This window comes from Pseudomonas sp. B21-023, assembly GCF_024749165.1.
Classification (GTDB): Bacteria; Pseudomonadota; Gammaproteobacteria; order Pseudomonadales; family Pseudomonadaceae; genus Aquipseudomonas.
The window spans coordinates 5,812,670-5,839,644 of record NZ_CP087190.1 but is presented as its reverse complement, the minus strand read 5'-3'; the positions used below and the strand labels follow the sequence as shown (position 1 = coordinate 5,839,644).

Annotated in this window: 24 protein-coding genes; 13 read left to right on the top strand and 11 right to left on the bottom strand. The window is 63.2% G+C overall.

Going from position 1 to position 26,975, the window contains the following annotated elements:
• Nucleotides 1-150: 150 nt before the first annotated feature.
• The 3 genes from hcnA to hcnC are packed head-to-tail and all read left to right on the top strand — an operon-like array spanning nt 151 to nt 3,103.
• Nucleotides 151-459 carry a cyanide-forming glycine dehydrogenase subunit HcnA gene (gene hcnA / locus LOY42_RS26290; protein ID WP_102683399.1) on the top strand — a complete coding sequence of 103 codons (309 nt, stop codon included), beginning with the start codon at nt 151-153 and terminating at the stop codon, nt 457-459.
• Nucleotides 456-1,850 carry a cyanide-forming glycine dehydrogenase subunit HcnB gene (hcnB, locus tag LOY42_RS26285; protein WP_258599652.1) on the top strand — a complete coding sequence of 465 codons (1,395 nt, stop codon included), beginning with the start codon at nt 456-458 and terminating at the stop codon, nt 1,848-1,850. The genes hcnA and hcnB overlap by 4 nt, the downstream gene beginning before the upstream one ends.
• Before the next feature lie 2 nt (nt 1,851-1,852).
• Nucleotides 1,853-3,103, top strand: coding sequence for a cyanide-forming glycine dehydrogenase subunit HcnC (hcnC, locus tag LOY42_RS26280; protein WP_198754109.1), 1,251 nt, complete (start codon nt 1,853-1,855; stop codon nt 3,101-3,103).
• Between the two features lie 34 nt (nt 3,104-3,137).
• Here hcnC and lpdA read toward each other — a convergent pair whose 3' ends face one another.
• A complete protein-coding gene (gene lpdA, locus LOY42_RS26275; RefSeq protein WP_139674764.1) occupies nt 3,138-4,538 on the bottom strand; it encodes a dihydrolipoyl dehydrogenase in 1,401 nt (466 codons plus the stop codon).
• A 215-nt stretch (nt 4,539-4,753) separates the two neighbouring features.
• Here lpdA and cfaB point away from each other — a divergent pair, with 215 nt between their 5' ends.
• On the top strand, nt 4,754-5,938 hold the full coding sequence (cfaB, locus tag LOY42_RS26270; protein ID WP_139674767.1) for a C17 cyclopropane fatty acid synthase CfaB: 1,185 nt from the start codon (nt 4,754-4,756) through the stop codon (nt 5,936-5,938).
• 39 nt (nt 5,939-5,977) lie between these two features.
• Here the strand turns inward: cfaB and cls are convergent, their stop codons facing one another.
• The gene (gene cls, locus LOY42_RS26265) at nt 5,978-7,417 is read right to left on the bottom strand and encodes a cardiolipin synthase (RefSeq protein WP_139674770.1); all 1,440 of its coding nucleotides are present in this window, start codon (nt 7,415-7,417) and stop codon (nt 5,978-5,980) included.
• Between the two features lie 129 nt (nt 7,418-7,546).
• Here cls and LOY42_RS26260 point away from each other — a divergent pair, with 129 nt between their 5' ends.
• Entirely contained in the window at nt 7,547-8,074 is a 528-nt protein-coding gene (locus LOY42_RS26260) for a DUF3617 domain-containing protein (RefSeq protein ID WP_102683405.1), read from the top strand.
• A gap of 8 nt (nt 8,075-8,082) precedes the next feature.
• On the opposite strand, the gene folE2 is transcribed toward LOY42_RS26260, so the two are convergent.
• Both folE2 and LOY42_RS26250 read right to left on the bottom strand, forming a co-directional pair.
• A complete protein-coding gene (gene folE2, locus LOY42_RS26255; RefSeq protein ID WP_139674773.1) occupies nt 8,083-8,964 on the bottom strand; it encodes a GTP cyclohydrolase FolE2 in 882 nt (293 codons plus the stop codon).
• 25 nt (nt 8,965-8,989) lie between these two features.
• Nucleotides 8,990-9,367 carry a glutamine synthetase gene (locus LOY42_RS26250; RefSeq protein WP_110696835.1) on the bottom strand — a complete coding sequence of 126 codons (378 nt, stop codon included), beginning with the start codon at nt 9,365-9,367 and terminating at the stop codon, nt 8,990-8,992.
• Between the two features lie 109 nt (nt 9,368-9,476).
• On the opposite strand from LOY42_RS26250, the gene zigA reads away from it, so the two are divergent.
• From zigA to LOY42_RS26235, 3 genes are read left to right on the top strand one after another with little or no spacing between them, the layout of a single operon-like run.
• Nucleotides 9,477-10,685 carry a zinc metallochaperone GTPase ZigA gene (gene zigA, locus LOY42_RS26245; RefSeq protein WP_139674776.1) on the top strand — a complete coding sequence of 403 codons (1,209 nt, stop codon included), beginning with the start codon at nt 9,477-9,479 and terminating at the stop codon, nt 10,683-10,685.
• On the top strand, nt 10,682-11,299 hold the full coding sequence (locus LOY42_RS26240) for a DUF1826 domain-containing protein (protein ID WP_139674779.1): 618 nt from the start codon (nt 10,682-10,684) through the stop codon (nt 11,297-11,299). Before zigA ends, LOY42_RS26240 begins: the two co-directional genes overlap by 4 nt.
• Before the next feature lie 52 nt (nt 11,300-11,351).
• A complete protein-coding gene (locus LOY42_RS26235) occupies nt 11,352-12,326 on the top strand; it encodes a GTP-binding protein (protein WP_139674782.1) in 975 nt (324 codons plus the stop codon).
• On the opposite strand, the gene LOY42_RS26230 is transcribed toward LOY42_RS26235, so the two are convergent.
• Nucleotides 12,327-12,719 carry a DUF3301 domain-containing protein gene (locus LOY42_RS26230; RefSeq protein ID WP_023629680.1) on the bottom strand — a complete coding sequence of 131 codons (393 nt, stop codon included), beginning with the start codon at nt 12,717-12,719 and terminating at the stop codon, nt 12,327-12,329.
• A 120-nt stretch (nt 12,720-12,839) separates the two neighbouring features.
• On the opposite strand from LOY42_RS26230, the gene pdxY reads away from it, so the two are divergent.
• The gene (gene pdxY, locus LOY42_RS26225) at nt 12,840-13,712 is read left to right on the top strand and encodes a pyridoxal kinase PdxY (protein WP_102683411.1); all 873 of its coding nucleotides are present in this window, start codon (nt 12,840-12,842) and stop codon (nt 13,710-13,712) included.
• Here the strand turns inward: pdxY and LOY42_RS26220 are convergent.
• A complete protein-coding gene (locus tag LOY42_RS26220) occupies nt 13,709-14,194 on the bottom strand; it encodes an acyl-CoA thioesterase (RefSeq protein ID WP_102683412.1) in 486 nt (161 codons plus the stop codon). The genes pdxY and LOY42_RS26220 overlap by 4 nt on opposite strands.
• Nucleotides 14,195-14,519: 325 nt before the next feature.
• Between LOY42_RS26220 and LOY42_RS26215 the strand changes: the two genes are divergently transcribed.
• On the top strand, nt 14,520-16,280 hold the full coding sequence (locus LOY42_RS26215) for a cation:proton antiporter (RefSeq protein ID WP_139674785.1): 1,761 nt from the start codon (nt 14,520-14,522) through the stop codon (nt 16,278-16,280).
• 143 nt (nt 16,281-16,423) lie between these two features.
• On the opposite strand, the gene LOY42_RS26210 is transcribed toward LOY42_RS26215, so the two are convergent.
• The 3 genes from LOY42_RS26210 to uvrD form a co-directional block, all read right to left on the bottom strand.
• The gene (locus LOY42_RS26210) at nt 16,424-16,831 is read right to left on the bottom strand and encodes an SMI1/KNR4 family protein (protein WP_023629684.1); all 408 of its coding nucleotides are present in this window, start codon (nt 16,829-16,831) and stop codon (nt 16,424-16,426) included.
• A 113-nt stretch (nt 16,832-16,944) separates the two neighbouring features.
• Nucleotides 16,945-17,793, bottom strand: coding sequence for a Tim44 domain-containing protein (locus LOY42_RS26205; RefSeq protein ID WP_139674788.1), 849 nt, complete (start codon nt 17,791-17,793; stop codon nt 16,945-16,947).
• Nucleotides 17,794-17,954: 161 nt separating this feature from the next.
• Nucleotides 17,955-20,138: a DNA helicase II gene (gene uvrD, locus LOY42_RS26200; RefSeq protein WP_258599651.1), complete on the bottom strand. Its 2,184-nt coding sequence runs from the start codon at nt 20,136-20,138 to the stop codon at nt 17,955-17,957.
• Between the two features lie 253 nt (nt 20,139-20,391).
• Between uvrD and LOY42_RS26195 the strand changes: the two genes are divergently transcribed.
• Nucleotides 20,392-23,250 carry an EAL domain-containing protein gene (locus tag LOY42_RS26195; RefSeq protein WP_139674793.1) on the top strand — a complete coding sequence of 953 codons (2,859 nt, stop codon included), beginning with the start codon at nt 20,392-20,394 and terminating at the stop codon, nt 23,248-23,250.
• Here the strand turns inward: LOY42_RS26195 and zwf are convergent.
• On the bottom strand, nt 23,247-24,689 hold the full coding sequence (gene zwf / locus LOY42_RS26190; protein WP_102683416.1) for a glucose-6-phosphate dehydrogenase: 1,443 nt from the start codon (nt 24,687-24,689) through the stop codon (nt 23,247-23,249). The two genes, LOY42_RS26195 and zwf, sit on opposite strands and share 4 nt — an antisense overlap.
• A 103-nt stretch (nt 24,690-24,792) precedes the next feature.
• Here zwf and hexR point away from each other — a divergent pair, with 103 nt between their 5' ends.
• Nucleotides 24,793-25,659 (top strand): transcriptional regulator HexR, encoded by an 867-nt coding sequence (hexR, locus tag LOY42_RS26185; protein WP_023630201.1) that lies wholly within the window; start codon nt 24,793-24,795, stop codon nt 25,657-25,659.
• A gap of 140 nt (nt 25,660-25,799) precedes the next feature.
• Nucleotides 25,800-26,018, top strand: a complete 219-nt coding sequence (locus tag LOY42_RS26180; protein ID WP_258599650.1) for a PA3496 family putative envelope integrity protein — start codon at nt 25,800-25,802, stop codon at nt 26,016-26,018.
• Here the strand turns inward: LOY42_RS26180 and LOY42_RS26175 are convergent.
• Nucleotides 25,960-26,922 (bottom strand): LysR family transcriptional regulator, encoded by a 963-nt coding sequence (locus LOY42_RS26175; protein ID WP_046857620.1) that lies wholly within the window; start codon nt 26,920-26,922, stop codon nt 25,960-25,962. The genes LOY42_RS26180 and LOY42_RS26175 overlap by 59 nt on opposite strands.
• Between the last annotated feature and the right edge of the window lie 53 nt (nt 26,923-26,975).

Below are 26,975 nucleotides of genomic sequence, written 5' to 3'. Positions count from 1 at the left end.
AATCTGGAACGTATCGGCCACTTGCTTGATTCGCCTTTCATCGAGTGTGTGCCTGGCTGTGTGGTTGTCATGGCATAGGTCATCTTTTCCGGACGGAATCTGCCTTACCTTCACGATCCTGCCTAAACAAGGACGACGAGGTAAACGCTGATGCTGGAAAGGAAACTCGATATTCAGCCACTGTCGGGCGCCGACCTGACGATTCATCTAAACGGTACCCCGGTGGTTGCCGCACCCGGTGAAACCGTACTGAGCGTCTTGAATGCCGTCGGGCTGCGCCAGGTTGCGCGCAACGATCATGGCCAGCTCAGCGGTGCCTATTGCGGCATGGGGGTCTGCCACTGCTGTCTGGTGCAGATCGACGGCCGACCCAAGCGTCGGGCTTGTCAGACTGTGGTCAAGCCGGGGATGAGCATCGAGACTGAAGTCAACCGAGTGCAAGAGGAGGTTCGCCCATGAGCCTTCGTCCTGTGATCGTCGGTGGCGGCTCGGCCGGCATGGGTGCGGCCATCGAGCTGGCCGAACATGGCGTGGATTGCCTGCTGTTCGATGAGGCCTCGCGCCCCGGTGGCGTGGTCTATCGTGGCCCGTTGCGCGCCGGTGTCGACCTGGGCTACCTGGGCCCGCGTTACACCAAGGCCCTGACCAAGCTGCACGAAGATTTCGCCGCCTGCACCGAACGCATCGACCTGCGTCTGAACCATCGCGTGGTGGGCGGTGACGACCAGCGGCTGATGGTCCTCGATGGCGACGAGCGCCTGCACGAGATCGACTATTCCCACCTGCTGCTGGCTGCCGGTTGCCATGAACGCAACGTGCCATTCCCCGGCTGGACCTTGCCGGGCGTGATCCTGCTCGGTGGTTTGCAACTGCAGATCAAAAGCGGTGTGGTCAAGCCACTGGGCAGTACCCTGATTGCTGGTACCGGGCCTTTGCTGCCACTGGTCGCCTGCCAGTTGCACGCGGCCGGTGCCAAGGTGGCGGGGGTGTACGAGGCCTGCTCGTTCAACCGCATCGCCAAGGAAAGCCTGGCGCTGATGAACAAGCCGCAGCTGTTCCTCGACGGCCTGAGCATGCTCGCCTACATGAAGCTCAACGGCATCCCCATGCACTATGGCTGGGGCGTGGTGGGCGCCACAGGGGAGGGCGAGCTGCAGGAAGTCGAGGTCGCACCCTACACCCAGGACTGGCAACCGGACATGAGCCGTGTCCAGCGCGAGCAGGTGCGCACCCTGGCAGTGGGCTATGGCTTCATCCCGCGTACCCAGCTCAGCCAGCAACTGGGCCTGGCCCATGGTTTCAGCGAGGACGGTTACCTGCGCGCCGAATGCAACGTGTGGCAGCAAAGCAGCCAGCCGAACATTCACCTGGCGGGCGACATGGCCGGGATTCGCGGTGGCGAGGCGGCCATGTTGACCGGGCGCATCGCCGCGGTTTCGATGCTCCAGCAGATGGGCAAGCTCGATGCCGAGCAGGCGATCGAGCGTCGTGAGCGCTACCTGGGCAAGCTGGCGGCGATCAAGCGCTTCCGTTCCGGGGTTGAGCGCTACACCGCCCGCGGTGCAGCGCAAGTCGAACTGCCCCAGGCCGATACGGTGATCTGCCGTTGCGAACACGTGACTCGCGAGCAGATCGATCTGGCCCTGGAGCAGGGTGTGCAAGACATGGCCAGCCTTAAGATGCGCACCCGGGTGAGCATGGGCGACTGCCAGGGGCGCATGTGCGTCGGTTACTGCAGCGACCGCCTGCGCAGCGCCACCGGGCGCAAGGACGTGGGTTGGCTGCGCCCGCGCTTCCCGGTGGACCCAATCCCGTTTTCCGCATTCGAACAACTCGGCACGGAGGCCTGAGCATGAACAAGCACTACGACATCATCATCGCCGGTGGCGGGGTGATCGGCGCGTCCTGCGCCTACCAGCTGTCCAAGCGCAAGAACCTGAAGATCGCCTTGATCGACTGCAAGCGCCCGGGCAACGCTACCCGCGCTTCGGCCGGCGGCCTGTGGGCCATCGGCGAATCAGTGGGGCTGGGTTGCGGGGTGATCTTCTTTCGCATGATGTCCTCGCGCAGCAAGCGCGAGGCCAACGGCGCGGCGGTGGTGGTCGATTCGAGCACGCCGCACATCCTGCCGGAATGCTTCTTCGACTTCGCCTTGCAGTCCAATGCGATTTATCCACAGCTGCACCAGGAGCTGATCGGACGCCACGGCATGGACTTCAAGTTCGAGCGGACCGGGCTCAAGTACATCATCCAGGATGAAGAAGACCAGCTGTACGCCGAACATATCGTCAAGCAGATCCCGCACCTGGCCGACCAGGTTCGCTGGCTCGACCGCGACGCGCTGCGCGCTTCGGAGCCGGCGGTAACGCTCAAGGCCAATGGCGCGCTGGAGTTTCTCTGCGATCACCAGGTCAGCCCGTTCCGCCTGGGTGATGCGTTCATGGAGGCGGCGCGGCAGAACGGCGTCGACCTGTACCCGAACGTGAACATCACCGGCGTGCTGCATGAAGGCTCACGGATCAAGGGCGTGCGTACCGCCGAAGCCGGTGAGTTCCATTGCGGCACATTGATCAATGCCGCTGGCGCCTGGGCGGCGGAACTGAGCGAGTGGGCGACCGGGGAGAGCATTCCGGTCAAGCCGGTGAAAGGCCAGATCGTGCTGACCGAGCGTCTACCCAAGCTGCTCGATGGCTGCATCACCACCAGCGATTGCTACATGGCGCAGAAGGACAACGGCGAGATCCTGATCGGCAGTACCACCGAGGAGAAGGGCTTCGATGTCACCAATACCTTCCCGGAGATCAACGGGTTGGTGCAGGGGGCGATCCGCTGTGTGCCACAGCTGGCGCAGGTGAACCTCAAGCGCACCTGGGCTGGCTTGCGGCCTGGGTCACCGGACGAGCTGCCGATTCTCGGGCCTGTGGATAATGTCCAAGGGTATTTCAACGCCTGTGGACATTTCCGTACCGGGATTCTGACGTCGGCGATTACTGGCGTGTTGCTGGACAAGGTTGTCCACAATGAGCCGCTGCCGTTGGACATCACACCGTTCCTGGCTTCGCGGTTCCGCGCAGGTGTGGATAAACAGTTGGCGCACGGTTGACGGGTGCAGGGGCCGCAAAGCGGCCCCCCAGAAGTCAGATCTGCATCGCCATCCCTTCCACATTCATCGCCGCCTGGCGCAGGGCCTCGGAGCGGGTCGGGTGCGGGTGGCAGGTGAGGGCGATGTCCTCGGCCGAGGCCGAGAACTCCATAGCCACGCAGAACTCGCCAATCATCTCGCTCACGCTTGGGCCGACCAGATGCACGCCCAGCACCTCATCGGTCTCGGCATCGGCGATGACTTTGGCGAAGCCCTCGGTCTCATGGTTGATCTTGGCGCGGCTGTTGGCGGTGAAGGGGAACTTGCCGACCTTGTAGGCCCGCCCTTCGGCTTTGAGCTGCTCTTCGGTCTTGCCGACGCTGGCCAGTTCCGGGCGGGTGTAGATGACGCCCGGGATGAGGTTGTAGTTGACTTCATGGGCCTTGCCAGCGATGCGCTCGATGCACGACACCGCTTCGTCCTCGGCCTTGTGTGCCAGCATCGGTCCGGAGGTGACGTCGCCGATCACCCAGATGCCAGGCACCGCGCTGCGGTGATGGTCGTTGGCGAGCATGCCGCGCTTGTCGGTTTCCAGCCCGGCGCTTTCCAGGTTCAGGCCCTGGGTATAAGGACGGCGGCCGATAGCTACCAGCACGTAGTCGGCCTGCAGGGTTTCGGCGGTACCACCGGCGGCGGGTTCCAGGGTCAGTGTGACGCCGTCGGCCGCGGCCGTGGCCTGGGTCACCTTGCTGCCCAGCTTGAAGGCCATGCCTTGCTTGGCCAGGGCTTTCTGCAGGGTCTTGGCGGTTTCTTCGTCGGTGCCAGGGCAGATGCGGTCCAGGTACTCGATCACCGTCACTTCGGCACCCAGGCGACGCCATACCGAACCCAGCTCCAGGCCGATCACCCCGGCGCCGATGACGATCAGGTGCTTGGGCACCTGGGGCAGCGACAGGGCGCCGGTGGAGTCGATGATGCGCTGGTTGTCGATGGTCACGCCAGGCAGCGGCGTGGGTTCCGAGCCGGTGGCAATGACGATGTCCTTGGCCTGCAGGGTGGTTTCGCTGCCGTCCTCGGCCTTGACGATCACCTTGCCAACCCCGTCCAGGCGGCCCCAGCCCTTGATCCAGTCAACCTTGTTCTTGCGGAACAGGTATTCGATGCCCTTGGTCAGGCCCGTCACGCTTTCATCTTTCTGCTTCATCATCTGGCCCAGGTTGAGGGTCGGCTTGACCTCGATTCCCAGATGGGCGAACTCATCGCCACTGGCTGCCTCATACAACTCGGAAGCGTGCAGCAATGCCTTGGAAGGCATGCAACCGACGTTCAGGCAGGTGCCGCCCAAGGTCGAGCGACCCTCGACACAGGCCACGCTCAGGCCCAGCTGGCCCGCGCGGATTGCTGCGTTGTAGCCGCCGGGGCCGCCGCCGATGATCACCACGTCATAGGATTTCATGGGTTTCGTTACTCCGAGAGTGTGAGGAAGCGAAGAGGGCACAAGGTTAATCTGAGCGGGCAGGATTGTATACAATCTGCTGAATAGGCTGCGCCAGATAGTTCTAGACTATGGTCGTGATTACCGGAAACTTCGTACGAATGAACTACCCTGATGCGGTGACGTCCGATACATTAAGGCGTGGCGTCCCGTATCAACGAAAGGGAGGGTCATGAATGCTTGCGCAACTTCCACCTGCGTTGCAGAGCTTGCACTTACCTTTGCGCGTCAAGCTGTGGGACGGCAACCAGTTCGATCTGGGGCCGAGCCCGCAAGTCACCATCGTGGTCAAGGAACCCCAGCTAATTACCCAGCTCACCCATCCCAACCTCAATGAGCTGGGATCGGCCTTCGTCGAGGGCAAGCTGGAGCTGGAAGGCGATATAGGCGAAGTCATCCGGGTTTGCGACGAACTCAGCGATGCCTTGCTTCAGGATGAAGATGAGGCCGTGCCAGCACGCACTGCTCATGACAAGGCCACCGATGCCGAAGCGATTTCCTATCACTACGACCTGTCCAACGAGTTCTACCAATTGTGGCTCGATCCGGACATGGTCTATTCCTGTGCCTATTTCAAGGAGCCGGACAACGCCCTGGCCCCGGCTCAGCAGGACAAGTTCGACCACTTGTGCCGCAAGCTGCGCCTGCAGGCTGGCGATTACCTGCTGGATGTCGGTTGTGGCTGGGGCGGGCTGGCGCGATTCGCTGCTCGCGAGTACGGCGCCAAGGTGTTCGGCATCACCCTGAGCAAGGAGCAGCTGAAGCTGGGCCGCCAGCGGGTGAAGGAGGAGGGCCTGGCTGACAAGGTCGACCTGCGGATCCTCGACTACCGCGACCTGCCCCAGGATGGCCGCTTCGACAAGGTGGTCAGCGTCGGCATGTTCGAGCATGTCGGCCACGCCAATCTCGAGCTGTACTGCAAACGGCTGTTCGGTGCGGTGCGCGAAGGTGGCCTGGTGATGAACCATGGCATCACTGCCAAGCATGTCGATGGCCGCCCCGTCGGCCGCGGCGCGGGCGACTTTATTGACCGTTATGTGTTCCCCCATGGCGAGCTGCCGCATATCTCGATGATCACTGCACGGATTTGCGAAGCGGGTCTGGAGGTGGTCGACATCGAGAGCCTGCGCCTGCACTACGCCAAAACCCTGAACCACTGGAGCGAGAACCTCGAGAACCAGTTGCATCGCGCCGCCGCGCTGGTGCCGGAGAAGACCTTGCGAATCTGGCGCCTGTACCTGGCCGGTTGTGCCTATGCCTTCACCAAGGGCTGGATCAACCTCCATCAGATTCTCGCAGTGAAGCCGTACGCCGACGGTCACCACGATCTGCCATGGACCCGTGAGGACCTGTATCGCTGACCTGTGCAGCGGCGTGCTTGTCCGGCACGCCGCTGCGCGCTACAGGATCGGTGAAATCAGGCGTGCGATGCGCATCCCCAACTGCTGCAGACGATGGGTGTCGCGGCTGTCTTCAGCGGTGATCTCCCTGGCCTGCTCGAAATCATTCACCAGCATGTGCTCGACCTGATCGGCAAAGGCGCGATCCACCGTGAGCAAGGTGATCTCGAAATTCAGCCGGAACGACCGGTTGTCGAGGTTGGCGCTACCGATGGCACTGACCTCATCGTCCACCAGTACCACCTTCTGGTGCAGGAAGCCCGGTTGATAGCGGAACATGCGCACCCCGGCGCGAACCGCTTCGAAGGCGAACAGGCTGGAGGCGGCGTAGACGATCCGGTGATCGGGACGTGAGGGAATCAGGATACGTACGTCGACGCCCCTCAGTACCGCCAGGCGCAGGGCAGCGAAGATGGCTTCGTCGGGAATGAAGTAGGGGCTGGTGATCCACACTCGGTTGCTCGCCGAATGAATCGCTTCGAGAAAGAACAGCGCACAGGTTTCCTGGGGGTCGGCCGGGCCGCTGGCCAGTGCCTGGCACAGCACGCCATCCTCGGGGTAGGCATCAGGCAGGATTAGCGGCGGTAGCTGGCGCGTGGCCCAGTACCAGTCCTCGGCGAAGGACTCCTGCAGGCAGGCCAGCACCGGGCCGCTGATCTGCACGTGGGTATCGCGCCAGGGCGAAAGTTTGGGGTGCGCTCCGAGGTATTCGTCGCCCACGTTGTGGCCGCCGAGAAAACCTTGCAGGCCATCGACCACCACGATCTTGCGATGGTTGCGAAAGTTGACCTGGAAACGGTTGAACCAGCCGCGCCGTGTGGCGAACGCTTCGATCTGCACGCCACCGTCACGCAGCACCTGGCTATAGCTGCCCGGTAGCGCGTGGCTGCCGACGCGGTCGTAGAGCACGAACACCCGTACACCTTCGGCGGCCTTGCGCAGCAATAGCTGCTGCAGCTCCTTGCCCAGGGCATCGTCGTGGATGATGAAGAACTGCACCAGCACGGTGTCCCGCGCCATGCGGATGGCGGAAAAGATCGCCTCGAACGTGGCCGCGCCATCAATCAGCAGTTTCACTTCGTTGTTGGCCAGGCATGGCATGCGCCCGAGCCTGGGCATGGCGCGCAGGGCCGCATAGCCGCCCGACTCCCGGGCGGTCAGTGCTTCCTCCACCCATGGGCGCCAGTTCAGGTTGGCCATGGCCACATGCATTTCCTGGTTGGCCTGTCGCCGCGCCTGGATATACGCATAGAAGGAGCGGGCGCCGAATACCAGATAGGGGATGAGGGTGAGGTAGGGGATGAACAGCAGCGACATGGCCCAGGCAATCGCACCTTGGGCGGTGCGTACGGTGAACACCGCATGGAGCGCGGCGGCCAGGCCGAGCAGGTGAATCAGACCGAGCACGTAACCGAAAAAGTAGGGGCTGTGGTAATCCATACGCATCCTGCTTGCCGAGAGCACTGCTGCTAACAGACCACGTTCGAGGGGGCCACTGCAACCCGCAGGCGAATTCGGCGTCTAAAGGCTCAGTCCGGCCAGAGCCGGTATTTCGAGGAGCTTTCATCCATGAAGATTCGTCTGCCACTGCTCGCCCTGGTACTGGGGTTGGGCAGCCCGCTGGTTCACGCGCAGATGTTGCAACCCGGCTTGTGGGAGTTGACCACCAGCAACATGCAGGTCGATGGCAAGCCGTTGCCAGACATGGAGTTCATGCTCGGCCAGTTGAAGAACCTGCCGCCCGAGCAACGGGCGATGATGGAAGGTGCCCTGGCCAAGCAGGGCATCACCGTGGGCGGCAAGGGTGTGCGTTCGTGCCTGACACCCGAGCAGGTCAAGACCAACGACATTCCGCTGCAGGACCCGCAATCGGGCTGTACGCAGAAGATCACCGAGCGCAATGGCAATGTCTGGAAGTTCCAGTTCAGCTGCCCGAAAGCCCAGGGCAACGGCCAAGCCACCTTCCTCAGCGACCGTGAGTTTGTTACCAAGGTCAACGGCACATTCAATGCGTCCGGCGTTCAGCAACAGGGCAGCATGGACACCCGGGCGGTCTGGCTGGGTAACGATTGTGGAACAGTGAAGCCACGCAGTTGAAGTAGCGCTCACCACCGATGTTGAGTAACCGCGACCGCGTCGTGGGCATGCAGGCTCTCTGCGTGTTCCACGCGCACGCTGAACCCCGCCACCTCCTCTATCTGCGCCAATGCCAGGTGCAGGCGCCGGGCAGCATCTTCGCAGAACATCAGGTTCTGACCATTGGCCAGGGCAAATGCCTGTTCGTCTGCGCGCTTCACGGCGGTCTGCACTGCAGTGCCCAGCGCAGCTTCCGCCGCGTCGATCAGCCCTGTCAGGTTCAGCGCTTCCCCTGCAAGGCGTACCTGAAGCCTGGCCAGGCTCCGTTGGCTATGGGGCGTCGCGACGATCCCGTCACTGCTGCCCAGCCATTGGCGAATGCCGCGCCTATCCAATGGCCGATGGGCAAAGTCCCTGTCGAACTGCTCCTGGATCAGCTGTCTTGCAAGTGCTGCCGAGCATGGGCACGTCGACGAGTAGGGCACATTCACTGATAGTTCCACGTGGAACATTTCATATTCCAGCTTGGCATCCACGGTCACCGGGTAGCGCTTCCAGCCAGCCAACGGGCTGATCAATGCCGGCCGCTTGAGCAAATGATCAAACGTCAGCCGTAGATAAGCGTTGTTGGACAGGCCGGTGTGGCTTAGCAGAAAGGCCCGCAGTATCTGGCGTAGTAGTGGAGTTGAGAGGGCTTGCTGCTCCAGCGCTTCCAATGCCAGGTACAGTCGGGACATGTGGATGCCGCGTGAGGCACCATCGTCGAGGCTCACTCCGGCATCGGCGAAAGCGGTTACGGTGCGCCCGTCGAGTTGCAGCGCGACGGCGATGCCACTCATGCCCACCCAGTCCAGCGGCAGTGCCTGTTGGTTGCTCTGGGCGGCGACATCGGGAAGGGAGAGGCTGGTCATGGAAGAAATCCTGGACGGTTGATAGTCACCGGCAACCGCCGATGAGGCTGCAATGCAGGTTGAAGCGTTGGCCGCTGGAGCTGGAAACACGATTCTGCGTGGTCCATCCAATACGCCGGCTGTAACCCACCCAAGCCTCGCCGTCGCTGGCCAGGCCGGTGAAAAACGTCAATGCGCCATGGCGGCTGTTGGTTTGTGCCCACAGCCGCTTGCTCGCAACTTCATACCCACGCAGGTAAAAGGTGCTGCCTTCGGTTCGCACGCTGTAGTAGTTGCCCTTGCTGTCCTGGCAGGCCAGCAAGGTTGCGCTGCGGGTGCACCGTGCAAGGTCGGTAGTGGGCATGGCAAAGAGCTGCTCTGGATGAACGAGCAGCAGCAGGGCGATGACGCCAGGTAGTTTCATGACGCTCTCCAGACAACCGTTCGGCGATACGGCTTGGCGAAATTGTATTGTTATAATATAACATTATGCAATGCATCGTTTCGAATGCGCCTGCCCGATGAGGTTCGTCATGCCCAACCGTCTTCCTGTCACCGTGCTGTCCGGCTTCCTGGGTGCCGGCAAGAGCACGTTGCTCAACCATGTCCTGCGTAACCGCGACAACTTGCGCGTGGCCGTGATCGTCAACGACATGAGTGAAATCAACATCGATGCCAGTGAGGTGCAACGCAATGTCAGCCTCAACCGCGCTGAGGAAAAGCTGGTTGAGATGAGCAACGGCTGCATCTGCTGCACACTGCGTGAAGACCTGCTGGAGGAGGTGGCCCGGTTGGCGGGCGAGGGTCGCTTCGATTACCTGCTGATCGAGTCCACGGGTATTTCCGAGCCGCTGCCGGTCGCCGAGACGTTCACCTTTCGCGATGAGCAGGGCCGCAGTCTCTCCGACATGGCGCGCCTCGACACCATGGTCACTGTTGTCGATGGGCTGAACTTCCTTCGCGATTATCAGGCAGCCGACAGCTTGGCCAGTCGGGGCGAGACCTTGGGCGAAGGTGACGAACGCTCGATCAGTGACTTGCTGATCGAGCAGGTCGAATTCGCTGACGTGTTGCTGCTGAGCAAGATCGACCTGATCAGCCAGCATGAGCGCGAAGAGCTGAGCGCCATCCTGCGCAGCCTCAATGCACGGGCGCAGATCGTGCCAATGGTGATGGGCCAGGTGCCGCTGGCGCGCATCCTCGATACCGGCCTGTTCGATTTCGACCAGGCCGCGCAGGCGCCGGGCTGGCTACAGGAGCTGCGTGGCGAGCATGTGCCGGAAACCGAGGAGTATGGTATTGCCGCCACCACCTGGCAGGCGCGCCGGCCATTCCATCCGCAGCGTTTCTTCGACTTTATCCACAAGCCCTGGAGCAACGGCCGCTTGCTGCGCTCCAAAGGGTTCTTCTGGTTGGCCAGCAAGTTCCAGGAGGCCGGTAGCTGGTCGCAGGCCGGGGGCATGATGCGCCATGGCCTGGCTGGTCGTTGGTGGCGTTTCGTGCCGCGCGAGCAATGGCCGCAGGATGAAGAGAACACTGCGGCGATCCTCAAGCAGTGGTCCGCGCAAGCGGGCGACTGCCGGCAGGAACTGGTGTTCATCGGGCAGAACATCGACTTTGTTCGGTTATCCACAGAGCTGGAAGCCTGCCTGCTCGATGACCAGGAAATGGAGTTGGGGCCGATGGGCTGGCTGCGCCTGCCGGACCCGTTTGGTGAGTGGCATGAGGACGCTGCGGCATGACTGTGGATATCCGCCAGGTCTTCGGTGAGTCACCCCAGGTGATGACGGAGATTCTCCAGGATGGGGTCAACCTCGCGGTCTGGCAGCGCCGCCTGCCGGCCCAGGTCGAAGACTTCGCCAACCTGGTGCTGAGCCTGGGCCAGCCATTGGCCGATGAGCGCGTGATCGAGGTGGATGAACGCCAGCCGCCAGCGTTGCCCGGGCTGCTCAGAGAAACCGCCGATCTACATGGCTACGATGGTTTCGTCGCCGATGTGGCCTGGCTGGTGGCGGCCTATACCTGCTTGCTGGGTGCTCGGCGCCTGGGGGTGCGGCTGCGGGTGCTTGAGGGGGCGATGTGCCCGCGCATGCATGTGGACCATGTTCCATTGCGCCTGCTCAGTACCTACGCTGGCGCAGGTAGCGAATGGCTGCCAGAGGGTGCCATCGATCGTGCCCGGTTGCAGCTGGCGCCGCCGCCTGTGGATAACGTCCGGCGATTGGTGGCGGGAGAGGTAGCCCTGCTCAAGGGCGAGAAGTGGCTGGGCAACGAGGGTGCGGGCTTGGTCCACCGGTCCCCGCAGACCCCCGCCGGGGAACGTCGCTTGCTGTTGAGCCTGGACTGGTTGGAATGAATTGCCGGACGCCCCGGTATAGACTGCCATCAAGTCCTTGCGATACCGAGCCATGTTGCAGAACATCCCCACCCATGTGATCGCCGGCCCGCTAGGTGCCGGCAAGACCAGCCTGATCCGTCACTTGCTGGACCAACGACCGATTGGTGAGCGTTGGGCCGTGCTGGTCAACGAATTTGGCCAGATCGGCCTGGATGCCGCCTTGCTCAGCCGTGACGAGGCGGGGATCGCCATCGGAGAGGTGGCGGGAGGCTGCCTGTGCTGCGTCAATGGCGCACCGTTCCAGGTGGGGCTCGGCCGCCTGCTGCGCAAGGCGCGCCCGGATCGCCTGTTCATCGAGCCGTCCGGCCTCGGTCACCCCCTCGAATTGCTGGAGCAGCTGGGGCGGGCGCCTTGGACCGGTGTACTGTCGGTCCAGCCACTGTTGATGGTGCTGGATGCCGCCGCCCTTTCCCGGGGCGCTGACTTGCCCGAGGCACAGAGCATGGCATTGGCGAAGGCGGGGTTGCTGCTGTTCAACAAGGCGAGTGCCGTGGATGCTGCCGCCCGCCTGTTGATAACTGCATCATTGCCTGAAGTCCCGGCGTTGTGGACGGATCATGGCGCGCTAGCGTTCGCCGGTTTGCCTGTATCGTCCGCAGCGCCAGCGGGTTCACTCGACCTTTCCAGCCTGCCTGTGGATAACAGCCCCGTCCCACAGCCCTCCTTGTGGGTGGATCCGCGGCAACCGATCTGTCAGTCCCGGTTGGCGGAGGAGGGCTGGAGCGTAGGTTGGCGCTGGCATCCGGGCCAGGTCTTCGATGAAATGGCGCTACGTGGCGTTCTTGAACAATGGTCGTGGCGCCGGGCAAAGGGGGTTATCCACAGCGCGGCGGGGTGGCAGTCGTTCAATGGCCTGGAACGTGGGGCGCTGGAATGGCGCCCCAGCGAATGGCGCAGGGACTCGCGCATCGAGCTGATATTCGATCAGCCACAACCCTTGCAGATGCTCCAGGCGGCCATCGGCAAGTGTTACCTGGCGGAGTGATCAATTGCGCCAGCGGTTATGTTCCTGGCGCCATTGCTGCATTTCGATGACGTTGTCGGTGCGTGGCGGGGTCTTGATCTCGAACGGGTAAGGTGCAAGTTCGATCTGCATGGTATGGGCGCCGAACTGGGTGACGGTGCCTGGGTGACGTTGTTCGCCGGTGACGGTGAACTCGAAGTTGTAGATGCGCGCCAGGCGCTTTCGGCCATTGGCGTCGCGCACGAAGGCGATGCGTTTGAGCGCCACGGCGTCGTCGAGCAGTTCCAGGTCGAGCTTGGCGCAATGCTGCTTGACCCGAGCCAGGGCCTTCTCGCGAAGCCCGTGGTTGTGCCACAGCCAGGCGCCTGCGGTCGCCACCAGCATCAGGACGAAAAGGTTTTCCAGGGTCAGCATTTGCGTAAGCTCCAGACAGGTCGATCCAGCTTAACTGCGTCTCTGGCCTGTCGTACAGATGGCAATCAGGTTCATACTGCGGGCCGCACATTTCTTCACACAGTTTCGGAAGCGCCCTGCATGAAACGTACACCGCACCTGCTCGCCATTCAGTCCCACGTGGTCTTTGGACACGCCGGCAACAGCGCCGCGGTGTTTCCCATGCAGCGGGTCGGGGTCAACGTCTGGCCACTCAACACGGTGCAGTTCTCCAACCACACTCAGTATGGCCAGTGGGCGGGGGAAGTGCTTGCGCCAGCGCAAATTCCCGCGTTGGTGGAAGGCATTTCCAATATCGGCGAATTGGGCCACTGCGATGCGGTGCTGTCGGGTTACCTGGGCAGTGCCGAGCAGGGGCGGGCGATCCTGGCTGGCGTCGAGCGGATCAAGGCGGTCAATCCCAGGGCCTTGTACCTGTGCGACCCGGTCATGGGCCATGCCGAGAAAGGTTGCATCGTGCCGGCCGAGGTCAGTGAGTTCCTGCTCGAGCAGGCCGTGGCCAAGGCCGATATCCTGTGCCCCAACCAGCTCGAGCTGGACAGTTTCTGTGGCCGTCGCGCGCAGTCGCTGGAGGATTGCGTGGGCATGGCGCGCGGGTTGCTGGAGCGTGGGCCGCAGGTTGTGCTGGTCAAGCACCTGAATTATCCACAGCGCGCGGACGATGCCTTCGAGATGCTCCTGGTGACCCGTGAAGCCAGCTGGCACCTGCGTCGGCCGTTGCTGGCGTTCCCGCGTCAGCCGGTAGGGGTGGGCGACCTGACGTCAGGTTTGTTCCTGGCTCGGGTGTTGCTTGGCGACAACTGGCTGCACGCGTTCGAGTTCACCGCCGCCGCCGTGCATGAGGTGCTGCTGGAAACCCAGGCCTGCGCCAGCTACGAACTGCAACTGGTGCGGGCCCAGGATCGAATCGCCCATCCACGGGTGCGCTTCGAGGCGCAGCGCTTGATGTACTAGATCGCGTCGGTCTTGAGGTTCTGGTAGCGCTGCTCCAGCTCCTGGCGGATCTGGCGGCGCTGCTGGCCTTGCAGGAAGCGGCGCTTCTCCTCGCTGCTCTGCGGCTGGCGCGGTGGCACCTTCACCGGACGACGGTCGTCGTCCACCGCGACCATGGTGAAGAAGCAACTGTTGGAGTGGCGCACCGAGCGCTCGCGGATATTCTCGGTGACAACCTTGATGCCCACCTCCATCGAGGTATTGCCGGTGTAGTTGACCGAGGCCAAGAAGGTCACCAGTTCGCCGACATGCACAGGTTCGCGGAAGATCACCTGGTCCACCGACAGGGTCACCACATAGGTGCCGGCATAGCGGCTGGCGCAGGCATAGGCGACTTCGTCGAGGTACTTGAGCAGGGTGCCGCCGTGTACGTTGCCAGAGAAATTGGCCATGTCCGGTGTCATCAGGACGGTCATGGTCAGCTGGGCGTTTCCAGGTTCCATAGAGAGCTCACGGTGAATTTGCACGGTATCGGGGCGGGTATCTGCAGACACTTCTGTTTCCCCTCTTTGAGGTTTCCCATCCTGGTACGGGACGTCGGCTGACGCTCCATCGTCACGCCAATATTGCCATCGGCGGTGTCGAATCTGCCGATCTGTTTCTGCATATTGCATTGGCAATTTGCGGCAAGGCGCGATGTTAACCTGACGACGCCCATGCAACGTGGGCTTTTGCGTCAATCACAACAGTATGTGCCCGCTCCGCGCCCAGGGTCTTACCGGTAGAGGAGCGGTTAGCCCCAGCATCGAAAACAAGGAGTAACACGCCATGCATGCCATCAGCTTCATCCAGGATCTGGCGGTGATCATGCTGGTTGCCGGGGTGGTCACCATTCTCTTTCATCGCTTCAAGCAGCCAGTGGTGCTGGGCTACATCGTCGCCGGCTTCATCATCGGGCCGCACACGCCGCCGTTCGGGCTGATCCACGACGAAGACACGATCAAGACCCTGGCCGAACTGGGGGTGATCTTCCTGATGTTCTGCCTGGGCCTGGAGTTCAGCCTGCGCAAGCTGTTCAAGGTCGGCGCCACGGCATTCATCGCCGCCTTCCTGGAAATCGTCCTGATGATCTGGATCGGTTTCGAGATAGGTCGCTGGTTTGGCTGGAACACCATGGATTCGCTGTTCCTCGGGGCGATCCTGGCGATTTCCTCGACCACCATCATCGTCAAGGCGCTCAACGACCTGAAAATGAAGAACGAGCGCTTTGCCCAACTGATCTTCGGCGTGCTGATCGTCGAGGACATTCTCGGCATCGGTATCATCGCGCTGCTGTCGGGCATAGCCGTCAGTGGCACGGTAAGCTCTGGCGAGGTGTTCTCGACCGTGGGCAAGTTGTCGCTGTTCATGATCGTCGCGCTGGTCATCGGCATCCTGCTGGTGCCGCGGTTGTTGGCCTACGTGGCGAAGTTCGAAAGCAACGAGATGCTGCTGATTACCGTGCTAGGCCTGTGTTTCGGCTTCTGCCTGCTGGTGGTCAAGCTTGAGTACAGCATGGTGCTGGGTGCCTTCCTGATCGGCGCGATCATGGCCGAGTCCCGTGAGCTGCTGAAGATCGAGCGCCTGATCGAGCCGGTGCGCGACTTGTTCAGTGCCATCTTCTTCGTGGCCATCGGCCTGATGATCGACCCGTCGATCCTGCTCGAGTACGCCTGGCCGATCGTGGTCATCACCCTGGCGGTGGTGCTGGGCAAGATGCTCTCCTGCGGCATGGGGGCCTTCATTGCTGGCAATGATGGGCGCACTTCACTGCGTGTGGGGATGGGGCTTTCGCAGATCGGTGAATTCTCCTTCATCATCGCCGCCCTGGGCATGACCCTGCAGGTCACCAGCGACTTCCTCTACCCGGTCGCGGTGGCTGTCTCGGCCATCACCACCTTGCTCACACCCTACCTGATTCGCGCCGCCGACCCGTTGTCGATCAAGCTGGGCAAGGTAGTACCAAGCCGTCTGGCACGGGTGCTTTCACTGTACGGCGAGTGGTTGCGCAGTATTCAGCCCCAAGGCGAGGGGGCCATGCTGGCGGCGATGATCCGGCGCATCTTGTTGCAGGTGGGGGTTAACCTGGCGCTGGTGATCGCGATCTTCTTCAGTGGCGGCTACTTTGCCGGGCGTATCGGCGCCTGGTTGAGCGAATGGGTGACGGATGCCGGTCAGCAGAAGGCCCTGATCTGGGGCGCGGCGCTGCTGCTGTCGCTGCCGTTCCTGATCGCCGCCTATCGCAAGCTCAAGGCGCTGTCGATGCTGCTGGCGGAGATGGGGGTCAAACCCGAGATGGCGGGGCGGCATACCCAGCGTGTACGGCGGGTAATTGCCGAGGTGATACCGTTGTTGTCACTGCTGGTGATCTTCCTGCTGCTGTCAGCCTTGTCGGCGAGCATTCTGCCGACCAGCGAACTGCTGCTGATCATCGGGGTAGTGGCGGCGGTGGTGGTGGCGCTGCTGTGGCGCTGGCTGATCCGTGTGCATACGCGAATGCAGGTGGCGTTGCTGGAGACGTTGGAGAACAGCCGCGATCATTCGCACTGAGGGAGCGGTTAACGCTTTCTGCGCAAGATTTCACCGTCGTCCGAGGGGATGGAGCGGTAGCAGTGTCGCCAGGCGCAGAGAGCCTGGCGATTCTACGAGTGATTGGTAGCTATAAGCCATCACTTTGTGCGGGTATTTCTCATTCAGCTTTCCAGCCAGACATCCCGCGCCCAGTGCCAGACCGATTCCCAGCTTTCCTCGGTGACGATTTCCTCTTCACCGGACCACAGCACCACGGTGCCGTCCTCTTCAACGCAGTAGAAATCGTCTCCGTCCTGGCAGATCGGGATGAGGTCGCGGGGCACGCCGGCGTCCCAGGCATTGGCCGCCACCTCCGGCAGGTAGGTGTGGGATTGCGGGTCGGTCACGGTCACCGGCTCGAGGCTGCCGTACACCACGTCACTGACGGTCAGCAGGTATTCCTTGAACACGAAGGGGATATTGATGAACAGCTCTTCCTCGATTTCGACCAGCTGATCCTCGTCCGGCAGTTCCAGCGGCACCGGTACCGGCTCGTTGGCTTCACGGAGTTGTTCGATCACTTCTTCCACGGTTCACATCCTCTGACCTTATGACAACGCTGCGCGTTATACCCTAGTAGGCCGCTCTGGCAAAAGCAAAAACCCCGGGACAGGCCCGGGGTTTTTTCTGCAACGTGCGACGGTTAACCGTTTTGGCGGATACCGGCCAGCAGCCAAGGCTGGTTTTCGCCCTGGGCGCGAACCATGTGCCAGCTTTCGCTGAACGCTTCGCCCTGGTCGAAGCGCGAAGTCTTCGACACGCCACGGAAGGTAAGGGTGGCGTCGGTCTGGTCGGCGCGGTCGTCTACGCCGTCCAGTTGCACATCGAGGTCGTCGATGTAGGTGGACTGGAAGCCTTCACCTTGTTCCGCGCGCTCACGCTTGAGGAACTCGAGCATCTGCGGGGTGACGAACTCGGCGATCTTGTCCATCTCGTTGGCGTCCCAGTGCTGCTGCAGCGACTGGAAGTGCGAACGGGCGGCGGCCAGGAAGCTGGCTTCGTTGAACCAGGCTGGGGCGTTGATCGTAGGCGCGGCAACCGGTGCGGCGGCACCGCCGAAGATCGTCTGCGGGGCGGCCTGCGGCTGCGCTTCACGCTGGTACGGGGCATGGCCGGCGGCAGCGTGTTGCGGCTGCTGCTGGCGGCGTCGCGCGGCGATGAAGCGGAAGACCAGGAAGGCGATCAGGCCCATGATCAGGAAGTCGAGGATCTGCATGCCATCGAAGCCGTCGCCCATGAACATGGAGGCCAGCAGGCCACCGGCGGCGAGGCCGGCCAGTGGACCGAGCCAGCGCGAGGCGCCGCTGGCGGCAGCGGGTGCGCGGCCTGGCGCGGTTGGGGCGGCGGCAGGGGTGGTCGGGGTTGCCTGGCGGGTCTGGTGGATAGGGGCGGAGCCCGAGCTCTTGCCGCCACCGAAGCGCTTGGCGTTGGCGTCGAGGCTCAGCGTCAGGCCGACGCAGAGCGCCAGAGCGATGCTAAGAAAACGTTGCATAAGTTGGGGATTCCCGTTTGTGTGGATTGCACGCGCGTCATGGTGCACATGAACCGGCAGACATAGCCAGCGACAACATGTTTCGAGCTTTTGCCTGATAGTCGGGAATGCGGACGGGCGTTGTATGAAAGGTCATCGCGGGGCAAGCCCCGCGATTGGGCTCAGATGGCTTCCAGCTTGGCGTATCCAAGCATCAGCCATTTGCTGCCTTCGGAGAAGTTCACCTGCACCCGCGCCTGGGCACCGGAGCCCTCGAAGTTGAGGATCACGCCTTCGCCGAACACCGCATGCTGCACCCGCTGGCCAAGGCTGAAGGCGGTCTGCGGGATGCTGGCGTTGGCGAACAGGCTGCTCGCGGGCGTCTTGGCGCCGCCGAACGGGCGGCTGACGGTATTCGACAGGCGCACTTCCTGCACCAGCCCGGCCGGAATCTCCCGGACGAAACGCGACACCTTGTTGTAGGTTTCGCTGCCGTACAGGCGACGGGTTTCGGCGTAGGTCATGAACAGCTGGCGCATGGCCCGGGTGATGCCCACGTAGGCCAGGCGCCGTTCTTCTTCGAGGCGGCCGGGTTCTTCGAGGCTCATCTTGTGCGGGAACAGGCCTTCCTCCATGCCCACCAGGAACACGTAGGGGAACTCCAGGCCCTTGGCGCTGTGCAGGGTCATCAGCTGGATGCTGTCCTCGTGCTCGTCGGCCTGGGTGTCCCCGGCCTCCAGCGAGGCATGGCCGAGGAACGCCGACAGTGGCGACAGGTCGGCGTCGTCGTCGCTGGTCTCGAAGTTGCGCGCCGCGCTGACCAGTTCCTCAAGGTTTTCCACCCGGGCCTGGCCTTTCTCGCCCTTTTCTTCCTGGTGGTAGATGATCAGGCCGGACTGTTCGATGACGGTCTGGGTCATCAGGTGCAGTGGCATGTCCAGCACCTTGGCGGCGAGGTTCTCGAGCAGCTCGATGAAGGCACCCAGCGCACTGGCGGCGCGGCCCTTGAGGGCCTTGGCAGCCAGCAGCTGGCACATGGCGTCCCACATCGACAGCTGGCTGTGGCGGGCGTGTTCGCGGATGGCCTCGACGGTCTTCTCGCCGATGCCGCGTGGCGGCACGTTGATCACCCGCTCCAGCGCCGCGTCGTTGCCGCGGCCCTCGAGCAGACGCAGGTAGGCCATGGCGTTCTTGATCTCGGCGCGTTCGAAGAAGCGCTGGCCGCCATAGATGCGGTAGGGGATGCGTTCGCGCAGCAGGGCCTCTTCCAGCACCCGCGACTGGGCGTTGGAACGGTAGAGGATGGCGATCTCGTCGCGAGCGTTGCCCTGCTTGATGAGGCTTTCGATGGTCTCTACCACGTAGCGCGCTTCGTCGTGCTCGTTGTACGCAGCGTAGAGCGTTAGGGGTTCGCCCTCGCCCATGTCGGTCCACAGTTCCTTGCCCAGACGGCCGCTATTGTTGGCGATCAGGGCGTTGGCCGCCTTGAGGATGCCGCCGGTGGAACGGTAGTTCTGCTCCAGGCGGATCAACTCGGCGTCGGGGAAGTCGGCGGTGTACTGGTGGATGTTCTCGATCTTGGCGCCGCGCCAGCCGTAGATCGACTGATCGTCGTCACCCACCGCCATCAGGCTGTCGCCACCGGAGGCCAGCAGGCGCAGCCAGGCGTACTGCACGGCGTTGGTGTCCTGGAACTCGTCCACCAGCAGGTGGTGGAAGCGGCGCTGGTAATGCCTGAGCAGGTCCGGTTGGTCGCGCCACAGGTCGAGGGCGCGCAGCAGCAGTTCGGAGAAATCGATGACCCCGGCGCGGTCGCAAGCCTGTTCATAGGCGACATAGATGTCGCGCATGGTGGCCAGGAACAGGTCGCCGCTGGCCTGGATATGCCGCGGGCGCAGGCCCTCGTCCTTCTGGCCATTGATGAACCACTGCACCTGGCGCGCGGGCCATTTCTGCTCGTCCAGGCCCATTTCGCGGATCACCCGCTTGACCAGGCGCTGCTGGTCGTCGCTGTCGAGGATCTGGAAGTTCTGCGCCAGCCCTGCCTCCTGCCAGTGCGCCCGCAACAGCCGGTGGGCCAGGCCGTGGAACGTGCCGACCCACATGCCGGCCGGATTGATGCCCAGCAGTTGCTCGATACGCTGGCGCATTTCCGCCGCGGCCTTGTTGGTGAACGTCACCGACAGGATCGAGTGCGGCGAAGCCTGTTCGACCTGGATCAGCCAGGCGATACGGTGCACCAGCACGCGGGTCTTGCCCGAGCCGGCGCCGGCCAGCACCAGTTGGCGCCCGACGGAGGCCGCCACGGCCTGGCGCTGGGCGTCGTTGAGGGAGTTCAGCAGGAGGGAGAGGTCGTCATTATGCATGCGGGCATTCTATGGCCGCGCGCAGGCAGGGGCAAACGCCCGCGCTGCAAATCACCGCACAGGCCATCTACCGTTCATCGGCGCTGCTGGCAGCGCCCCGTGGTTGAGCGGTCAGACCTGGACGGACAAGACATTTTCCAAATCATGACGTAGAGCAGTTTGGTCTGACGCGACGCTTGTGTATTCTCCCTGCACATTTGTGGTCAGCCATAACAAGAACTCAAAAGAATCCAGCCATATGACCCAGGATTGCATGGCGATCGGAGCATCGCCGGAGACGACACGGAGCGTTCGCAGGCAATTCGCCACCCAACTGTCGATCGAGCGTACTCGCCTGCTTTACCAGGGCTCTCTGCTGCCCACGTTGTTCATGCTGCTCAACGGCCTGCTCAGCGCCTGGCTGCTGTGGGGCCCTGGTCGCTATCTGCTGGTTGGCGTGTGGATGGCCTGGCTGCTGGCACTGGTGGTGCTGAGGGTGATCCAGGTGGCGGCCTTCGAATCGGCGACACCGGTTCGTCAGGCCAAACCAGTCTGGCGGCGGATGTTCCTGCTCGGTTCTGCGTTCAGCGGACTGACCTTGGCCAGTGCGGTGATAGCCCTGGCGCCGGCGGACAACTTCGTGCAGCAGGCCTGGGTGTTCGGCTTGCTCGGGGCGGCGGCGTTGTCGGCCAGTGTCGCCTACGCGGTCAGCCTACCGGCGTTCCTCAGCTTCGCGGTGCCGTGCCTGCTGCCGCCCATCGCGTTTCTCTTCGTCTATGACGCCGGGCACCAGCGTGGCTGGGGGTGGCTGGGGCTGATCCTGCTGGTGGCGCTGATGGTGGTGGCCTGGCAGGTCAATCGCCTGATTGAGCGTGGCTTGCTGCGTCGCTTCCAGAACCAGGCCCTGATCGAACATCTGCAGTGCGCCCAGCGCCACAGCGAGGGGCTGAACCGCAAGCTCAGCGCCGAAATCGCCCAGCGCCGCCAGGCCGAGGACGACCTGCGCCAGGCCCATGCCGGCCTTGAACAGCGCGTGGCCGAGCGCAGCCATGAACTGGACCTGGCCAACCAGGCCCTGAGCAAGAGCGAGCAGCGCCTGGCCCTGGCCCTGCAGGCCAGCGAGCTGGGGCTGTGGGATTGGAACCTGGAGACTGACGAGGTCCATCACACGCAACTGCATGCCCTGTTCGGCCTCGACGCCGAGCAGGTCCGTTCGGTGCGCGCCGACCTCAAGCCGCGGCTGCACCCCGATGACCTGCCGCTGCTGCGGCGCACGCTGGTCGAACACCTCAAGGGGCGCACCGAGGACTACCGGGTCGAGTACCGGGTGCGCCATGCCCAGGGCCACTGGTGCTGGATCGAGGACCGTGGGCGGGCGGTGGAATCCGATGCCCAGGGCAAGGTCCTGCGCATGCTGGGCACCCGTCGTGATATCACCGTACAGAAGGAGCAGGAGGAGCAGCAACGTCTGGCCGCGACGGTGTTCGAGGCAGCCAGCGAGGGGATCGCCATTCTCGATGCCGACTTCCAGCTGCTGGCGGTCAACCAGGCCTTCTGCGATGTCACTGGCTATGGCCGCGCCGAGCTGATAGGCCGCAACGCCCTGGAGCTGCCCTGCAGCCGTGACGCCCGGCGCCACAGCCAGGCCATTGATCAGGCGCTGGACCAGCAGGGCCGCTGGCAGGGTGAGTTGGTCGAGGCGCGCAAGAGCGGCGAACTCTACCCCCAATGGTTGCAGCTCAACAGCGTGAGCGATGTGCGGGGGCGCATCGTCAATATCGTCGGCTTCTTCACCGACCTGTCGGCGCGCCGAGAATCTGAGGAGCGCCTGCGCTACCTGGCACATTACGACGACCTCACCGGCCTGGCCAACCGTGCGTTGTTCCGCCTGCGCCTGCACGAGGCGGCGCAGCGCATGCGCCTGAATGGCCGCAGCCTGGCGCTGCTGCACGTCGACCTGGACCGCTTCAAGCTGCTCAACGAGAGCCTGGGCCATGAACTGGCCGACCAGTTGCTCAAGAAGATGGCCCAGCGCCTGGCCAACGCGGTGCCCGAGGCCGACACCGTGGCGCGCCTGTCTGGCGACGAGTTCGCGGTGCTGTTCGACGGCTATACCAACTTATCCAGCCTGGTGCGTGTCACCACCCGGCTGCTGGACAAACTGCGCGTGCCCCTGCGTGTGGGCGGGCACGAGGTGGTGATCAGCGCCTCGGTGGGCATCAGCTTGCTGTCCGACGCCAGCCTGGATCTCAATGCCCTGGTCAGCCAGGCCGACATGGCCAAGCAGCATGCCAAGCATCTGGGCGGCGACAGCTTCCAGTTCTATACCGAGAGCCTGCGTGCCAGCACCTTGGAGCGCCTGCAACTGGAGAACCAGTTGCGCAAGGCCATCGACGAAGGCCAACTGCTGGTCTACTACCAGCCCAAGCTGTGCCTGCGCACCGGCCAGCTGCACGCCGCCGAGGCCCTGGTACGCTGGCAGCACCCGCAATGGGGCATGGTGCCACCCAGCGAGTTCATCGGTCTGGCGGAGGAAACCGGGTTGATCGCGCCCATGGGCGAGTTCGTGCTGCGCCAGGCCTGCTGGCAAGCCTGCGAGTGGCTGCGCCAGGGCCTGGAAGTGCGTGTTTCGGTCAACCTGTCGGTGTACCAGTTGCGCCAGGGCAAGCTGGTCAGCCTGGTGCGTCAGGTACTGCAGGAGTCCGGCCTGGCGCCGCACCTGCTGGAGCTGGAACTGACCGAAAGCCAGTTGCTGGACAGTGTCGAGCACATCATCGCCACCTTCGAGCAGCTACACGCGCTGGGGGTGAAGCTGGCCATCGACGATTTTGGTACCGGTTATTCGTCACTGAGCTACCTCAAGCGTTTCCCGGTCGATTACGTGAAGATCGACCAGGCGTTTATCCGCGGCCTGCTCGAAGGCACGCAGGACGCGGCCATCACCCGGGCGATCATTGCCATGGCGCAGAGCCTGCAATTGAAGGTGGTGGCCGAAGGGGTGGAAACCCGTGAGCAGCTGCAGTTCCTGCGCGAGCACGGCTGTGACGAGGTGCAGGGCTACCTGATCAGCCGGCCGGTCGATGCCGCGTCGTTCAAGGCGCTGCTGGGGCGTTCGACCGCCGACCTGGGCTAGGCGTGCCAGGCCTGGCCCAGGCGCGCCAGCAGGCTGTTGGCCTGTTCCGGGCCATTGCTGCCGGCGGGGTAAGGGCGCGGCGCCTGGAAATGCTCCTCCCAGCCCTGCAGGATCGGGTCGATCCAGGCCCAGGCGGCTTCGACCTCGTCGCGGCGCATGAACAACGTCGAATCGCCTTCGAGTACATCCAGCAACAGCCGTTCGTAGGCCTCCCAACGGCGGGTCTGGGCGAAGGCCTGGGCCAGGTTGAGGTCCAGCTCGACCGGCGCCAGGCGCATGCCCTTGCCTGGGCTCTTGGTCATCATGCGCAGGCTGATGTGCTCGTCCGGTTGTAGCTGGATCAGCAGCTGGTTGACCTGGCCGCCGCTGAACAGCTCGTGCGGCACGGGTTTGAACTGGATGACGATCTGCGAGGAGCGCCGCGCCATGCGCTTGCCGGTACGCAGGTAGAACGGCACGCCGGCCCAGCGCCAGTTGTCGATGTGCGCCTGGACCGCGACGAAGGTTTCGGTGTCGCTGTCGTTGTCCACGTCCTTCTCGAAATAGTAGGCCGGCACTTCCTGGCCGCCGATCTTGCCGGCGCCGTACTGACCGCGCACGGTCTTGTCCTGTACGTCCTGGCCGGTGATGGGCTTGAGGGCGCGGAGGATCTTCACCTTCTCGTCGCGTACCGCCTCGGCCTCGAACTCCGAGGGGGGCTCCATGGCCACCAGGCAGAGCAGTTGCAGCAGGTGGTTCTGCAGCATGTCGCGGGTGGCGCCGGCACGGTCGTAGTAGGCGCCACGGTTTTCCACACCGAGGGTTTCACAGACGCTGATCTGCACATGGTCGACCTGGCCGTTGCGCCATACCGGCTCGAGCAAGGCGTTGGCAAAGCGCAGGGCCATGAGGTTCTGCACGGTTTCCTTGCCCAGGTAGTGGTCGATGCGAAAGACCTGGGATTCGTCGAACACCGCGCCGATCGCTTCGTTGATCGCGGTGGCCGACTCCAGCGAGTGGCCGATGGGCTTTTCCAGCACGATGCGCGCTTCGCTGTCGGCCAGGCCGGCGATGCGCAGGTGAGTGGCAATCGGCACGAACAGCTTGGGCGCGGTGGCCAGGTAGAAGATCCGCGTCAGGCCGCCGGGCTCACCCAGGTAGCGGGCCAGGCGGCCGAAGTCGGCGCTCTGCGCCGCGTCCATGGGGAAGTAGTCGAGCCGCGCCGAAAAGCGCTGCCAGACGTCTTCGTCGAAGTCCTGGCGGGCGACCTGCGCCCGGCAATGGCGCTCGGCGAGCTTGACGTAGTCGGTGCGCGGCAGGTTGCGTCGGGCCAGGGCGATAATCCGCACGGCCGTGTGCAGGCGGGCTTCGCGATACAGGTGGTAGAGCGCCGGGAGCAGTTTGTGCAGGGCCAGGTCGCCCGTGCCGCCGAAGACCAGGATGTCGCAAGGAATCGTCAAACCACCACTCTCCACGTTCGATTAGCTGGGCGGGTTGGCAAGCATGTAGTATAACTACAAGAAAGCTACATCCCGGCACGCCGATCATAACCGAGTCCAGCCCGTGAATCTGTTGCAACATATCGACCAATCGCGGCACCTGCTGCGCAAATCGGAACTCAAAGTGGCCGACCATGTGCTGCTCGATCCGGCTGCCGTCATGCACAGCTCGATGGCCGACCTGGCGCACAGCGTGGGGATCAGCGAACCGACCATCGTGCGCTTCTGCCGGGCGATCGGTTGCTCGGGCTTCCAGGATCTCAAGCTCAAGCTGGCGCAAAGCCTGGCTGCCGGCGCCAGCTTCGGTCAGTTCGCCATCCATGAAGACGACTCGGTCGCCGACTACAGCCTGAAAATCTTCGACACCACCCTGCATACCTTGATGGAAGTGCGCGAGCACCTCGACCCGCAAGCCTTGCAGCAGGCGGTGACGGCCATGGCCCAGGCCCAGCGCGTGGAGTTCTATGGTTTTGGTGCCTCGGGCGCGGTCGCGGCGGATGCGCAGCACAAGTTCTTCCGCCTGCTGCTCAGCGCGGCGGCCTATTCCGATCCGCACATGCAGGCAATGTCGGCTGTCACGCTCAAGCCGGGCGATGTGGCGGTGTGCATTTCCCAGTCGGGGCGCTCGAAGGACCTGCTGATCACCGCCAACCTGGTGCGCGAGAGCGGTGCCAACCTGATCACCCTGTGCCCGAGCCAGACACCGCTGGCCGAGCTGTCGACGGTCAACCTGGCCATCGATGTGCACGAGGACACCGAGATCTACACGCCGCTGACCTCGCGCATCGCCCACCTGGTGGTGATCGACGTGCTGGCCATGGGCGTGGCCATGGCCCGCGGGCCGAGCCTGGTCAACCACCTGAAGAGCGTGAAACGCAGCTTGCGCAGCCTGCGCCTGTCGCCCAAGTCGATCAAGGCGACCGACGACTGACCTGCACGCTGTTCGTATATGCGACTGGCGTGGGAGCGGGCTTCTCCTCAAGCGTCACGGTTTTGTCATCGTTTCACCGTTAAACCGTAAACCCCAAGGCCCACCCTGAAACTCCCCGCATCCTTTCTGGGAGACAGGCAATGGCACGTGATCACGACGGTGTGTACCAACCCAACGCCAAGGCTCGCAAGCAGCAGGAAAAGGATCAGCGCCGCATGGAGTACCGCCGCGCGATCGAATGCTACTGCGACCAACGCCAGTTGTTGCGCGAACTGGCCGACTACCCTGACCTGCAGAACCTCACGGTGTGGCAGGTATCGGCGGCAACTTCCCCGAGAAACGCTCAACAAGCCCGCTGATCATTGCACGTTCGCTGCGGATGAACGCTTGAAACGCCAGGGCCACCGGCGATTGCCGCTTGCTCCGGGACTGCACCAGGCACCAGCTGCGGTACAACGGCAGCTCTTCCACCGGCAACTCCCTGAGCATGCCGGTGGCCAGTTCCATGTTGACCGCATGGCGGGTCAGCAGGGCAATGCCCAGCCCGGCCACCACGCATTCGCGCTGGGCATCGGTGGAGGCCACCTCGAGGGTCTGGGTGAAATGCACGCGCTTGTCCTTGAAAAACTCCTCGCAGGCCTTGCGGGTGCCCGAACCCTGTTCACGGACCAGCAAGGTGTGCGGCTCGAGATCCTGCAGGCGCAGGCTGTCCGGCTTGCACAACGGGTGTTGCGGCGGTGCCACGGCGACGATCGGGTTGTTCAGGAACGGCAGGAACTCGAGGCCCATGTCCTGGGGCACCATGGACATGATGACCAGGTCGTCACGGTTGTCCGACAGGCGCCTGATCGCCTGGGCACGGTTGACCACCGTCAGGGTGAGGTTGACCTCCGGGTGGCGCTGCTTGAAGGCGGCGAACAGGTGTGGCACGAAGTACTTGGCGCTGGACTCGATCGCCAGTTTCAGCTGGCCCTGCAGTGAGCCCTGCATGTCCGACAGCTGCATGTCGAGGTTCTCCAGGCGCCCGAAGATATCCCGGCTGGCGCGTTGCAGCGCTTCGGCGGCCTCGGTCAGGTAGAGCTTCTTGCCGACATACTCGAACAGCGGCTGGCCAACCAGCTCCTCGAGCTGGCGGATCTGTAGACTAACGGCGGGTTGCGTCAGCGCCATCTCCTCGGCCGCCCGGCTGTAGGAGCGCAAATCACACACTTCGTTGAAGATCTGCAACTGACGTAAAGTCATACGCATCAATGACTTGCGCATTTTTTGCGGTGCTCCGGCAAAACCTTGTTACCCAACTATAAGCTTTTGCTTAT